Below are 14,792 nucleotides of genomic sequence, written 5' to 3'. Positions count from 1 at the left end.
GCCGAGAGTCTCCACGATACACGCCCGGATATGGAGGGGCTGTTCCTCGGGGACGACGAGAATGACCGCGAGGCCTATCAAGAGGCAATCGAGCAGGCGTGTGACCTCGTTCTCGGGGAGTTCCTCGACAACGCGACGCCGTATTCGGGGGTGACACCCGATGAACTGGCCGACACGCTCGCCCAGTTCGAGATGCTCCCTTCCGAGGGTGACGGACTGGAGACCGCGCTCGACCGAACCGGCCCAGTCCTCCGAAATTCCGTCGGTGTCTCCGACCCGCACTGCATCGCACACCTGCAGTGTCCACCGATGGTTCCGGCACTCGCCGCCGAAGTGCTTTTGACCGCGGCGAACCAGTCGATGGACTCGTGGGACCAGAGTCCCGCAGCGACCCACCTCGAAGAGCAGTTCGTCACCGAACTGTGTGGGCTGTTCGGCTACGACGAAGCGGAAAGCGACGGCGTCTTCACGAGCGGCGGGACACAGTCGAACTTCGTTGGCCTGCTGCTCGCACGGAATCGTATTCTACTGGAAGAGTACGGCGTCGACGTCCAACAAGCCGGGTTGCCGCCAGAAGCCCGGGACCTCCGCATCCTCTGTTCGGAAGCGGCCCACTTCACCGCCAAGCAGGCCGCCTCTCACCTCGGGTTAGGTGAAAACGCGGTCGTCACGGTCCCGACTGACAACGAGTACCGCATCTCCGTCGAGGCGTTCGACGAGGCAATTGTCGACATTCGCGCAAACGGCAATCGACCGTTTGCTATCGTCGCAACTGCCGGGACAACAGATTTCGGAAGCATCGACCCGCTGGAACCACTGGCGGAGCGTGCTCGCAAGTACGACTGTTGGTTCCACGTCGATGCCGCATGGGGTGGCGCGCTCGCGCTGAGCGACGAGCACGCCGATAAACTCGCCGGTATCGAGGCTGCGGACTCTATCGCGGTCGACTTCCACAAGATGTTCTACCAGCCCATAAGCTGTGGAGCCGTCCTCGTCCGCGACGAGTCGTCCTACGACCTCATCGACCGGAACGCGGCGTACCTGAACCCGGAACGCGACGATGAAGCCGGCGTTCCGAATCTCGTGTCGAAATCGGTACAGACGACCCGACGATTCGACGCGCTCAAACCGTTCGTCACGATGCAGACGGTCGGTCGCGAGGGGCTTGCCTCGCTGATGGAATACACCATCAATCTCGCTGACGAAGCGGTCGAGCTAATCGAGCGGGATTCGGACCTGCACGTCATCCACGAATCGGAGCTAAACGTAGTTCTCTTCCGGTACGTCCCTGAGTCCGTGCCGATAGAGATGACACGAGAGGAGTGGATAGGAAAGCTGAACGAAGCTATCCGTGATTCGCTCCTCGAAGACGGCGAAGCCGTGGTTGCACGGACAACGGTGGATGGCATCAACTGTCTGAAGCTGACGCTCCTGAATCCGCGGACGACACGCGAGGATATCCGGTCGCTCCTCCAGGCGATTACCGCTCGTGGCACCGAATTCGAAACGAACCCCGACGAAATCCGACAATGAACCCAAGAGATACCCAAGATTCCGTAGCGCCCGCAGAAGCCGCGACACTGCACAGTTTCCTCAACTGCTATCTCCGGGAAACCGGCGACTACGAGGTTATTGCCGAGGCCGACGCGCCAATCGATGCCGATACCGACGAAGTCGTCCACGCATCCCTCTCAGACCAGGGTGTGGACATCTACGTCCCGCTTCGGTATCAGTCGCTGACCGGCCGACATCTGTTCGAGTTACCCGCCGTGTATCGGCTTGCGAACGACGAGGTACTGAAACTCGACTACCCGACGCTCGTAAATCTCGTCACGACGGAGCTGAAACGTTCGCGCGATGATACGGGTGCAGGCGACGAACTGCTCCTGCGAGTACTCAAGAGCCACAGGAATATCGAACGATTCGTCGAAGCCCGGAAGGACGATGAAGAACGGCTCTACGGCTTCAACACGTCGTTCCGAGATGCCGAGCAATCGCTCGTATTCGGACACCAGCTACACCCGACGCCGAAAAGCCGGCAGGGAATACCGCCGCACAAAGAACAGACGTACGCCCCGGAACTGCGAGGAGCGTTCTCGCTTGCGTACTTCAAGGCAGACCCGTCGCTGGTCCAGCAAAAGTCGGTTCGAGCGGAATCCGCATCCGAGTGGGTCAAATCGACACTCCGCGAGGATGAAACCGTCCCCGAGTCGTTCGTCTCCGAGCACGTCGATACGGATGACGTGCTGCTACCTGTCCACCCGTGGCAGGCGGGATACCTCCGCGAACAGCCGCACGTCAAAGAGAATCTAGGCGACGGACTCGAATACGTCGGCCAAGTCGGACGGGAGTTCTATCCCACGTCGTCGGTTCGGACACTGTACGCCCCTGACTCCCCGTTCATGGTCAAGGCCTCTCTGAACGTCAAAATCACCAACTCCGAGCGAACGAACAAGCTCGACGAGTTGGAGCGAGGCGTCGCAGTCACCGAACTGCTCGAAACCGAACTCGGCGACGAACTGGCGGAACGATTCCCGTCGTTCGACATCGTATCGGACCCCGGATACCTGACGCTCGACCTCGTCGAGGGAGAGTCGGGATTCGAGACGGTCCTCCGAGAAAACCCATTCCGCGGCGACGACGCGATGAACGCGACACCCGTGGTGGGGCTTTGTCAGGACCACATCGGAGATGGGTCTTCGAGGCTCGCGACGCTAATCGAGACAATCGCCGAGCGCGAGGGTCGTTCGACCGATGCAGTCAGCGAAGACTGGTTCGAACAGTACCTCGAACGTTCGGTTCGGCCGATTCTCTGGCTCTACTTAGAGCGCGGACTAGGTGTCGAAGCCCACCAGCAAAACAGCGTCCTCTCGCTCGAAGACGGCTATCCCGACACGTTCCACTACCGCGACAACCAGGGCTACTACCTGCCCGAATCGATTCACGATAGGGTCGACAAACACCTGCCGGGCATCGGCGAGCGCGCGGAGTCGGTCTGTCCCGATTGGATTGCCGACGAGCGCCTCCGGTATTATATCATCCTCAACAACGCCTTCGGTCTCATCAACGCCTTTGGGACCGCCGGACTGGTCGAAGAAAAGCGGCTCCTGAGACTGCTGCGAGAGGAACTCGAATCGCTCCGGGAGTTCGACCGCCCGTCGTCGTCGTTCCTCGACGAACTCCTCACGGAACCGACGGTGCCGTGCAAGGCGAACCTGCTGACCCGCTTCCACGACATGGACGAACTCGTCGGGTCGCTGGCGAACCAGTCCGTGTACGTGGATATCGACAACCCGCTCGTCACGGAACTGGAGGTGGTCTCGCCTTGACAGTCGCGGCAGTAGACAGCAAGCGCCGAGAGTACGCCTACGAGGTGTACGACGAAACAATCGGTCGAACCATCTCCTTCGCCGAAATCGAACTGGAGCGGGACTTCGACCGGCTTCACACGTGGTTCGGCTACGACCACGTGAAACCGGACTGGCAACTCGATCTGCCACGGTCGGAGTTTCGACTCGAACTCGACTCGAAGTTGAACGACGACCACCTCACGCTGTATATCGGACACCTCGACCACGTACCGATGAGCTACTGGGAGACGTACTCGGCGAAAGACGACGTAATCAGCGAGTGCTACGACGTCGACCCAGACGACAGGGGTATTCACGTGCTCCTCGGCCCGCCGGAGTACGTCGGCCGTGGCTACGGTACGGCGATGATTCAGGCAATCACGGCGTTTCAGTTCGAAACGACCGATGCAAAGCGTGTCGTCGGTGAACCCGATATTCGAAGCAAGCGAACGCACCACGTATTAGAAAAGTGTAGCTTCGAGCTCAAAGGAGAGATTTCCCTTCCAGACAAAGACGCCATGCTCGTACATTGCGACCGCGACCGGTTCTTCGAGGAGAGTGGATACGATGACTGAAACACCCGTCCACGACGTACTCGGCGTCGGTCTCGGGCCGTTTAATCTCGGCCTTGCGGCGCTACTCGATGGGGCTGATGGGTCGGTCGATGCCGTGTTCCTCGAACAAGAAGCCGAATTCGCGTGGCACGAAGGGATGCTTATCGAGGGAACGACGCTCGAAGTTCCCTTCCTCGCAGACCTCGTGACGTTAGCCGACCCGACGAGTCCACACAGCTACCTGAACTACCTCCGGGAAACCGGTCGTATCTACCAGTTTTACTTCTACGAGCGGTTCCAGATTCCCCGCCGAGAGTACAGTGACTACCTGCGCTGGGTCAGCGAACGACTCGACACGTGCCAGTTCGAGCGGCGTGTGACGGACATTCAGTGGTGCGACGACGGGTATTTCGAGGTTATCGCTCGACATCCCGAACACGGCGAAGAACACCGATACCGGGCAGAAGATGTCGTCTTCGGCGTCGGGAGTCGCCCGTACGTGCCCGACGCACTCGGTGGCCATCCGGAACGTGACGTGTTCCACACGGCAGCCTACCGAAACCGAAAATCCCGCTGTCTCGACGCGGACTCGATAACTGTCATCGGCTCCGGACAGAGCGCCGCGGAAGTGTTTTTGGACCTGCTCGATGCGCAGGCCGACGCCGACTATCGGCTCGACTGGCTTACTCGCTCGGAAGGCTTCTTCCCGATGGAGTACTCGAAACTCGGGTTACAGCACTTCACGCCGGAGTACACGCAGTACTTCACCGACCTCCCACAGGAGACCCGCGACGAGGTGTATCCCGAACAGGGGCTGCTGTACAAAGGCATCGACGTAAACACCAGCGCAGAGATTTACGACATGCTCTACCGCCGGTCAATCGGCGACCGCGACCCCGACGTGGGGCTGTTCGCGATGACGGAGGTGACGGACATCGACCGAATCGGTGGTGGCAGTGACCAAGGTGATGAGAGCGACGACTCACGATACCTCCTCGTCTGCGAGCAGTGGCAGTCCGAAACGCGATTTACCCACGAAAGCGAAGTCGTCATCCTCGGGACGGGATACCACCGGCCGACACCCGGCTTCCTCTCGCCGTTAGAGTCGTCTATCGAGTGGGACGAGCACGGCCGGTACTGCGTGACCGACGACTACCGCTTGCAGACGGACGACGACGTGACGGGTCGCATCTTCGTCCAGAACGCCGAACTGCACACTCACGGGGTCGGCGCACCCGACCTCGGACTGGGGTGTTACCGAAACGCCCATATCGTGAATCAACTCTGCGACCGAACGGTGTATCCCGAGGACGAGGATACCGTCTTTCAGGACTTTTCGGTCGAAGAGTTCCTCGAAACAGTTAGTGAGGGAGACACACAGATGACCGCCACCTCGATGGAGGGCAGCCGATGAACGGACAAGATATGCTTACGAACGCGCTCGAAACGGAACGATGGACCGGCGTCAATCGCGAGTTACTCGCCAAGATGCTCGAAGAATTCCTCTACGAGGAACTGCTGGAGCCAATCGAACAGAGAACCGACGAGGAATGGACACAGTACCGACTCGATTACGGGTCGGTCGCCTACCGCTTCAAGGCGAAATCGCGGCCGTTCGACAGCTACCGCGTCGACGTGGACAGCATCGAGCGCAAGGAGGATGGCGAATGGACGGCGGCAACCGATGCCGTGCAGTTCCTCCTCGACGCCAGAGAGTCTCTCGGCGTCGCACCCGAAACGGCGAGCCACCTCGTTCGGGAGTACAACAACACACTGCTGGCTGATGCGCACATCGACGCCCGCAAGGAAGGTGTCGAAGAGAGCATCCTCGACATGGACTATCCGGCCATCGAGGGAGAGATGGAAGGCCATCCGTGGTTCACCATCAACAAGGGCCGAATCGGATTCGGCTACGACGACTATCAGTCGTACGCCCCGGAGCTAAAGACCCCGCAATCGCTCGTCTGGATCGCCGTGCATCGAGCGTTCGCCGACTTCCGGAGTGTAGACGGCCTCGACTACGAGTCGCTTCTGACCCAGCAACTTGAAGACACGACCGCGGAGTTCGCCGACACGCTCCGAAGCAAGGGACACGACCCGGACTCGTATTATTACCTCCCCGTCCACGAGTGGCAGTGGGATAACACCGTTGCCCAACTGTTCGCTGGCGAGATTGCGAGTGACGCTATCGTTCCCCTCGGAACGGGGCCGGATACGTACCTCCCACAGCAGTCAGTTCGGACGCTCACGAATATCTCAGACCCCGAGAAGCCACACGTCAAGGTTCCCATCCGTGTGCTGAACACCATCGTCTATCGCGGACTCCCCGGCCAGCAAGCGCTGGAAGCACCGCGGGTTACGGAGTACGTCAAATCGATTCGTGACGATGATTCCTTCCTCCGAGATGATTGCAACCTGGTGCTACCGGGAGAGATTGCGAGTATCAACTACGACCACCCCAAGTTCTCGCAACTCGACGACGCCCCGTACCAGTACCACGAGCTATTGGGCGCAGTCTGGCGCGAGAGTGTCGAATCGCTCGTCGAGGACGACGAGCAGGTGCTCCCGCTTTCAGCACTCATGCACGAGGACACTGATGGAACACCGATTGTCTCGAAGCTCGCCGACCGCGCCGGATGCTCTGTCGACGAGTGGCTGGCGGACTGCTTCGACGTGCTGCTCCCGCCGCTGCTGCATTACCTCTACAAGTACGGACTCGTCTTCATGCCGCACGGGACGAATACGATGCTGGTCCTACGGGACGGAAAGCCCACGCGCCTCGCAATCAAGGACTACGTGGACGAAATCGCGGTTAGCGAAGTATGGCTCCCCGAACTCGACCGACTGCCCGACGGACTGTACGAACACGAAGACATCATCCACCAGCGACCGCCCGAAGGGATGTGCCAGCACATCGTCGGGACGCTGTTCATCTGTGTGCTGCGCTACGTAGCGGACCTACTCAACCGCCGAGAAGGATACGACGAAGACCAACTCTGGCGGCAGGTTCGAGCGAGTATCGAGGACTACCAGTCGCAGTTCCCGGAACTCGAAGAGCGATTCGAACTGTTCGACCTGTTCAAACCCGAGTACGACAAGCTCTGTCTAAACCGAAACCGACTGGTTGAGTACGGCTACAGTGACGACCACGCACCCCCCGAAGTCGCGGCCTACGGCACCGTCTCGAACGCGCTAGCCGAGCTTGAACCAACGATTCGAACAGGACCAACTAGTGAGTGAGCCTTTGACCTAACACGTCGATTCGGAATCGACAGTAGCAGAATAATTTCCACACAAATGTTTTCCCGACACCATATATTGAGGTTGTTTCAAACACCCACACCAACAAAGAGAGGAATTTGAAACGTAGATATAGAATAAATCAACCATTCATAATATTTATGTGTTGGAAATTGATGTACAAACCTAGATAAACATATGTTCAGTTTTAGATGGTTGCCGGGCTGTCATCCACCGCTGTCAGAGCGTGAAATTAGTACCAAAGACAGGTGTTCACGGGAGTCGAAAGCCATCGACTACCGAGAGCCACGGACTGCTGGAGTCAGTTCGTTCAAGTGGATACATGACTGGCAGAGTCTGTTCCACCGAATCACCTACAAATTACACCAGTACGTTTGTAATTGATATCGGGTCAACCATCAAGTAAGACCTGTGTAGCTGAGCTGTGTCGAAACCGTTGTCCCCGACAGGTCAAGGACCTGATCAGTTCGCAGAACATTACACACGTACGACCGTAACGGGGTCCGGCTCATCCAGACCCAGCAGCATCCCTCTGAACGTGGAAAACAAGTACGACGGCCAAATTATTTCGTAATACGAAACAAACTACTAGTGAGCCAGTCGGTATCGGCTAGGGCCACATAGTCGTCCCAAACGGGGAAAGATACCTAATTCCACGAATCCAACCAGTACAATCCCTAGAAGCGAATTTTATGAGGCATACTAACGTAGCAAACAGCGAGGCCCGACTGTTACTATTACGAAATCATCTACGTGGCGAAGCCGATTCGGAATTGGAGGTTGACACGCGTCGTTCGAATACCGAAGGACATTGGGTTCAAACGTTGAGTATATATCGGATAAAATATGATTGGCCGTAGAGTTATTATACTGTGTGTGACAATGGCTCTACAGGATACGTTCGACAATACTGCACACATGAGTGCGCCGTCGAAAACGGTCCGCTCGAACTATGAAACAGAGCAGACGAGACTACCTACGGAACACGTCGGCCCTGCTTGCGCTCCTCGGTGGCGCGGGTACGGCCGTAGCAGCAGAGACACCCCCCAAATGGGACCCTGAAGCAACCTACACCGGCGGCGACCGCGTCACCTACAACGGCTACATCTGGGAAGCCAAGTGGTGGACCCGCGGTACCGAGCCGAGTACGGACGCGAGCGTCTGGAAGCAAATCGAGCCGGTCGACGACGGCGGAGACGGTCCGAAAGCGTCGTTCACCGCAAGCGACCTCGTCATCAACCCCGGGCAAACAGTCGAGTTCGATGCGAGTGGGTCGGGCGACACCGCTACCGAGTACGATTGGGACTTCGGCGACGGAGCGACTGGGTCCGGCAAAGTCGTCTCTCACACGTACGATTCGGTGGGCGAGTACACGGTCAAGTTGACCGTAACGGACGACTCTGGCGCGACTGGCTCGACGACGAAGGTCATCACTGCGAGCGACGGCGGAATGCCGACCGACAAGCGCGTCGTCGGGTACTACATGCAGTGGGCGCAGTGGGACCGCGAGTACACCCCCGGCGACATCCCACTGGACAAAGTCACACACGTCAACTACGCCTTCCTGACCGTGAAACAGGACGGGGCAGTCGATTATATCAACGAGAATGCGGCGTACCGGGTTCTCAAGCCCGAATCGTGGCACGACCACAAAGGGTTCAACGAAATCGTCGACGACCCGACGACCAAGTTCCTATTCTCTATCGGTGGCTGGAACGACTCGAAGTACTTCTCGAACGCGGCCGAAACCGAAGCGAGTCGACAGCGCTTCGCGAAGACCGCCGTCGAGATTATGCGAGAGCACAACTTCGACGGTCTCGACATCGACTGGGAGTATCCCGGCGGTGGCGGAAAGTCGGGGAACATCGTCCGCGACGGCGACAAAAAGCGGTACTCCGACCTGCTAGATGCGGTTCGGGCCGAACTCGACGCTGCCGAACAGGAGGACGGACAAGAGTACCTGCTGACGACCGCACTGTCCGCCGACCCGAAGAAAAACAACGGGCTCGACCACCAGCGTAACACCGGGCTTCTCGACTTCGTGAACGTCATGACGTACGACTTCCACGGAGCCTTCGACGACTACACGAACCACCAGAGTCCGCTGTACTTCAAGGAGAACGACCCGTCCCCACGGGCGGAAGACTTCAACGTCGATGCCGCGATGAGCTACTGGGCGAACACCGCGTTCGACAGTTCCCAGCTTTCGATGGGTCTCCCGTTCTACGGCCGGAGCTTCGGGAACGTCGCGAGTAGCGACAACGGCGGTCTGTACCAGTCCTTCGAAGGCTCCCCCGACGGAACGTGGGGCCAAGACAACGGCATCATGGAGTTCTGGGATATCAACAAGAACCTCGAACCAAGCTCAGAGTACGACTACCACTGGGACGACACGGCCAAGGTACCGTGGATATACTCGAACAACTCCGACGTGCTCGTCAGCTACGACAATCCGAAGTCCATCGGCATCAAGACGGACTACGCCGTCAACAACGACATCGGCGGGATGATGTTCTGGGCATTCTCGGGCGATAAAAACGAAGTGCTACTCGACACGCTCCTCGAACATCTCTAAGACACAGAGAGCACACAGACCACACGGGTCTGTAAACGCACAGAACACGCAGTACGTGCACTAATCGTGGCGTCCCCTCGCCGCGAGGGACGCCAGATAGCGGCTGTAAAAATTCTTTTTCAAAATACTAAAATTTAGACAGTGCCAACATTTAATAACTAATGCTCAGTACGGTATCTGTCGTCAGCACGTCGGGAGGGACGTGAAAAATCGGGAGAGACCGCGGGAGTTCAACGCTGCACCCTCTGACAACGGTGATTCCGACCATTACACGACCCACTGACGGGCGACACCAACTATGAGACAGAGCAGACGAAGCTACCTACGGAATACGTCAGCCCTGCTCGCACTCCTTTCGGGCGCGAGCGCAACCGCATCGGCAGCAGAAACACCACCAACGTGGGAGCCAGACGTGGCATATACGGGCGGTGACCGCGTCACTCACAACGGCTACATCTGGGAAGCCAAGTGGTGGACGAAAGGCGACGAGCCGACCACCGACGCGAACATGTGGAAACAAATCGGAGAGGCCGGTGGCGGCGGTGGCATAAAAGCCGCATTCACCGCGAGCGACACCTACGTCGAACCGGGTGTCGAGATTTCCTTCGACGCGAGCGGGTCCAGCGGAAGTCCCACGAGTTACGAGTGGGACTTCGGCGACGGAGCGACCGGAACGGGAGAGACCGTAACACACACCTACGAGTCGGAAAAGGAGTATACGGTCACACTCACCGTCGGAAACGAGGACGGAACCGATACGACATCGAAACAGGTCACCGTCTCGCAGAACGCCCCGTCGGACGAGTTCAGTGTCGTCGGCTACTATCCGAGTTGGAAGGGGAACGAGGACTATCAGTACTACCCCGAAGACATCCCCTTCGACAAGGTGACCGACGTACTGTACGCGTTCCTCAACGTGAAATCCGACGGAAGCGTGGTCATCCCGGACAGCGAAGTCGACCACAAAGGACTGCTCCAGTCGTTTGCCGACCTCAAGCAGGGTCCGGCCGCGGATACGACGCTCAAACTCTCTATCGGTGGGTGGGCACTCTCGCCCGGGTTCGAGGACGCCGCCGCAAACGAGGCGAACCGAACTCGGTTCGCCGAAACCGCGGTTTCACTCATGCGGAAGTACGACTTCGACGGCATCGACATCGACTGGGAACACCCCGGTCCGAACAGGGGTGCCTGTGAGTGTGGAAGTTCGGAAGGACCAGCAAACCACGTCAAACTCCTCAAAGCCGTTCGGAACAAACTCGACACCGTCGAGGAAGAAGACGGCCGAACGTACTATCTCTCGGTCGCAAACGGCGGTTCAGACTGGAACGCCTCGTTAGTCAAACACCGCGAGGTCGAACGCGTCGTCGACGAAATCTACATGATGTCGTACGATTTCACCGGCGTCTGGCACGAGACTGCCGGGCTAAACGCCCCGATTTACGGCACGCCGGACGACTACCCACCATCCGGGGACGCCCAGCAGTACACCCTCGAAACGACGCTCGAAATCTGGAAAGAACAAGGCTACTGGGTCGACTGGATGCAGTGGGAAGATTACGGAGAACCGGTCGAAGACCCCGCCAGCCTCGTACTCGGTCTCCCGTTCTACGGCCGCGGCTGTAAGGTCGAAAACGGGATTTGGGACACCTTCTCGCTGTCCGACTGGCAGCAAGGTGACCCGCAGTACCAAAACGAGGTCATCCCACCAGGAACGTGGAACCACCTTCTCGGTTCCGACCAAGCAAACACCGGTGCGTTCGACTACGGCGACCTCGAAGAGAACTACGAGGGTGCCGACGGCTGGCAAAAGAACGTCAACGAACAGGGGCAGGTGCCGTGGCTCTGGAACGAGGAAAAAGGGATATTCATCAGTTACGACGACCCCGCATCCATCGAAGAGAAGGTCAAACTCGCGAAGTCGGAAGGACTCGGCGGCGTAATGTTCTGGGAACTGTCGCAAGACTACAACGGGTCACTTCTCGACGCCATCGACGGACAAGTGAATCAATGAAACAGAATCGACGCTCGATACTCCGGTCCATCGCGGGACTGACCGGGGTTGCGGGACTCTCGACAGCAGGAATCCAGTCAGTGAAAGCGGCCGGTGACTACCCGCAGTGGGACCCAGATACGGTCTACACCGACGGCGACCGCGTCGTCCACGATGCCCACATCTGGGAGGCAAAATGGTGGACGAAAGGTGACGAACCGAGCGCCGACGCGAATATGTGGAAAGGAATCGAACCCGCCGACAATGCAGGAGACCCCCCGACGGCCGCGTTCGACGTGAGTGCCACGTTCGTCCAACCCGGAACCGAGGTCACCTGCGACGCCAGCGCGTCGACCGGCGACCTGAGCAGCTACGAGTGGGACTTCGGCGACGGAACGACGGGGACGGGGCTTACCACCGCTCACGCGTACGACGCAACCGGCGACTACACCATCTCGCTGACGGTGACCGACGCCGACGGGAACACCGCCGATGCGACGCGGAACCTCACGGTCGACGCCGACGGCGTCCCGTCTGCCAACCCAATCCCGGACAGCGTCTTCGCCCCGTACGTCGATATGATGCTGGAAGACCAACTCTCGCTCGCAGCCAACGTCGAGGCGGCCGGAACGAAGTACTTCACGCTCGCGTTCGTCCTCGCTGATGGAAACGGCGACCCGGCATGGGCCGGAAGCCAGAAGGTCGGCGAACCGAGCAACTGGCTCGATGTCGGCACCCAACTCACCGAACTCCGGGACCAACACGGCGGCGAAGTCATCGTCTCCTTTGGCGGTCTCAACGGGACGTACCTCGCCGAGGCGACGACGAGTGCGAGCGAGTTGAAAGACGCCTACGCGACGGTCGTGGATACGTACGACCTCACGTACATCGACTTCGACGAAGAGTCGCTTATCAGCCGCGACGAGGAGTCGATTCGACGACGGAACGAGGCGCTTGTCATGTTGCAAGACGAGTACCCCGACCTGCACGTTTCGTACACTCTGCCGGTGATGCCTTCGGGTCTCCCCGGCCACTCGTCGAATGACGTGCTGTTCGTCCTCGAAGACGCTGTCTCGAAAGGCGTCGAACTCGACGCAGTCAACCTGATGGTCATGGACTACGGCGCGGACATCGAGCCGAACGCCGAAAACGCCATCAGTGCGGCCGAGAGCGTCCACAAGCAACTCGGCGACCTCTACCCCAACAAATCAGCCAGCGAACGCTGGAGCATGCTCGGACTCACGCCGATGATCGGCGTCAACGACATCGGCGGGACATTCTATCAGGAGGACGCCAGACAGGTCCTCGACTTCGCACAGAACCACGACCTTCGGTTGCTCTCGTTCTGGGAACTCGTCCGCGACAACGGCAAAGGCGACAAACTCTACGAGAGCACCCTCATCGAGCAGGAACCGTTCGAATTCTCGTCTCTCTTCAATCCGTTCACAACCAACCAATGACGCAGAAAGCCTTCACAACCAACCAATGACGCAGAAAGCATTCACGACTCAACAATGACACAGAACCGCCGAACCTATCTCCGGAACGTATCAGCACTCGTCACGTCGGTTGCCGGCGTGGGCGCAGCATCGACAGCAGTATCGGCCGAGTCCCCGCCGAAGTGGGACGAAACGACGCTATACGAGAAAGGCGACCGCGTCACCTACGAGGGTTACATCTGGGAAGCCGACATCGCCTCCCGAAATGCCGAACCGTCTACGGATTCAGCCTACTGGACCAAAGTCGGCCCCGATGACGGTGGCGACGACGAGAGTCTGACGGCGGCGTTTACCATCGACGACGCGACTGTGACGCCGGGGACGTCGGTCTCGTTCGATGCGAGCGAATCGACCGGTACAGTCGATACCTACGACTGGTCCTTCACTGACGGCGCGAGTGCGAGCGGGAAGACAGTTTCACACTCGTTCGAATCGACTGGTTCCTACGGGGTCAAACTCACAGTTACGGGGTCAGACGGTGCAACCGATACGACGGACAAGACCGTCACCGTCGAATCGTCAGATGGCGGCGGAACGCCAACAGGCAGCCTTCCGTCGAACGTCTTCGCACCCTACGACCACGTCTCGACGAATTCGGAGACGGCACCGATAGACCACGCGAAAAAAGCAGGGACGAACTACTTCCATCTCGCATTCGTGCTCGCAGGGCCGGACGGAAAGCCGGCGTGGGACGGCGATTCGAACCAACTCGTGGGTGAGTCGTCCGTCGGCGGCTATATCGACGACATCCACGCTGCTGGCGGCGAGGTCATCATCGCCTTCGGCGGCGCGGCAGGGCCGTATCTCGCCGATGGAACCGACGACCCGGCGGTTCTCGCCGACCACTTCGAGACGGTCGTCGATGCGTACGGCGCGACGCACCTGGACATCGACGAAGAGGCGTTCGCCATGAGCACGGTCAAGCGCCGAAACGAGGCGCTCGCGATGCTTCAAGAGCGACGCCCCGAGGTCAGCGTCTCCTTTACGCTCCCCACGTCGACGAAGGGACTGACCGCACAGGGCAAAGACGTGCTTCAGGACGCCATCGACAAGGGAGTCACCATCGATACGGTGAACATCATGACGATGAACTACGGGTGGGTCGAACCGAGCGGCGATATCGTGACCCAGTCGGCCAGCAACCTCCACGATGACCTCGGCACTCTGTTCCCCGACAAATCGGCCGGCGAACGCTGGAGCATGGTCGGAATCACGCCGATGATTGGCGTGAACAACGTCGGTGGGAAGTTTACGCAGGCCGACGCGAAACAGGTCCTCACCTTCGCGCAGGACAACGACATCGGCCTACTTTCGTTCTGGTCTATCGACCGGGACAACGGAACCGGTTCCGGCGAGGTGTCGCCCGTGAAAAGCGGCATCGACCAAGAGCCATACGAGTTCTCGTCCATCTTCGCTCCGTTCACGAGCGAGTGACAGGACTCGTAGCTAGCCGCTGACCCGCCGGAGTTCGACCCGGCTGTCAGCACTCTCGGCGTGCTGGCCTGCCAGCACACGACCATCCTCGGTCCATCGAATTTCTTTTCTCCGATTCGTCGGAGCGTC

At 59.0% G+C, this 14,792-nt stretch carries 9 protein-coding genes; all 9 read left to right on the top strand.

Annotation, left to right across the window (positions count from 1 at the left end; genetic code table 11):
* Positions 1–30: 30 nt before the first annotated feature.
* The 9 genes from HFX_RS15660 (at position 31) to HFX_RS15620 (ending at position 14,663) form a co-directional block, all read left to right on the top strand.
* Positions 31–1,533 (top strand): pyridoxal phosphate-dependent decarboxylase family protein, encoded by a 1,503-nt coding sequence (locus HFX_RS15660; RefSeq protein WP_231512961.1) that lies wholly within the window; start codon positions 31–33, stop codon positions 1,531–1,533.
* Complete coding sequence (locus tag HFX_RS15655) at positions 1,530–3,329, top strand: IucA/IucC family protein (RefSeq protein ID WP_004056402.1); 1,800 nt, start codon at positions 1,530–1,532, stop codon at positions 3,327–3,329. Before HFX_RS15660 ends, HFX_RS15655 begins: the two co-directional genes overlap by 4 nt.
* Positions 3,326–3,925, top strand: coding sequence for a GNAT family N-acetyltransferase (locus HFX_RS15650; protein WP_004056403.1), 600 nt, complete (start codon positions 3,326–3,328; stop codon positions 3,923–3,925). The genes HFX_RS15655 and HFX_RS15650 overlap by 4 nt, the downstream gene beginning before the upstream one ends.
* A complete protein-coding gene (locus tag HFX_RS15645) occupies positions 3,918–5,318 on the top strand; it encodes a lysine N(6)-hydroxylase/L-ornithine N(5)-oxygenase family protein (RefSeq protein WP_004056404.1) in 1,401 nt (466 codons plus the stop codon). Before HFX_RS15650 ends, HFX_RS15645 begins: the two co-directional genes overlap by 8 nt.
* Positions 5,315–7,144, top strand: a complete 1,830-nt coding sequence (locus HFX_RS15640) for an IucA/IucC family protein (RefSeq protein WP_004056405.1) — start codon at positions 5,315–5,317, stop codon at positions 7,142–7,144. Before HFX_RS15645 ends, HFX_RS15640 begins: the two co-directional genes overlap by 4 nt.
* A 973-nt stretch (positions 7,145–8,117) precedes the next feature.
* Positions 8,118–9,740 (top strand): glycosyl hydrolase family 18 protein, encoded by a 1,623-nt coding sequence (locus HFX_RS15635; protein ID WP_004056406.1) that lies wholly within the window; start codon positions 8,118–8,120, stop codon positions 9,738–9,740.
* A gap of 298 nt (positions 9,741–10,038) precedes the next feature.
* A complete protein-coding gene (locus HFX_RS15630; RefSeq protein WP_014732646.1) occupies positions 10,039–11,751 on the top strand; it encodes a glycosyl hydrolase family 18 protein in 1,713 nt (570 codons plus the stop codon).
* Positions 11,748–13,190, top strand: coding sequence for a PKD domain-containing protein (locus HFX_RS15625; RefSeq protein WP_004056408.1), 1,443 nt, complete (start codon positions 11,748–11,750; stop codon positions 13,188–13,190). Before HFX_RS15630 ends, HFX_RS15625 begins: the two co-directional genes overlap by 4 nt.
* A gap of 54 nt (positions 13,191–13,244) precedes the next feature.
* Positions 13,245–14,663 carry a PKD domain-containing protein gene (locus tag HFX_RS15620; RefSeq protein WP_004056409.1) on the top strand — a complete coding sequence of 473 codons (1,419 nt, stop codon included), beginning with the start codon at positions 13,245–13,247 and terminating at the stop codon, positions 14,661–14,663.
* Positions 14,664–14,792: the final 129 nt, after the last annotated feature.

Origin of the sequence: Haloferax mediterranei ATCC 33500 (assembly GCF_000306765.2) — an archaeon.
Classification (GTDB): Archaea; Halobacteriota; Halobacteria; order Halobacteriales; family Haloferacaceae; genus Haloferax; species Haloferax mediterranei.
Note: the sequence above shows the minus strand (reverse complement) of the source record. Positions and strands in the feature narration are given on the sequence as shown.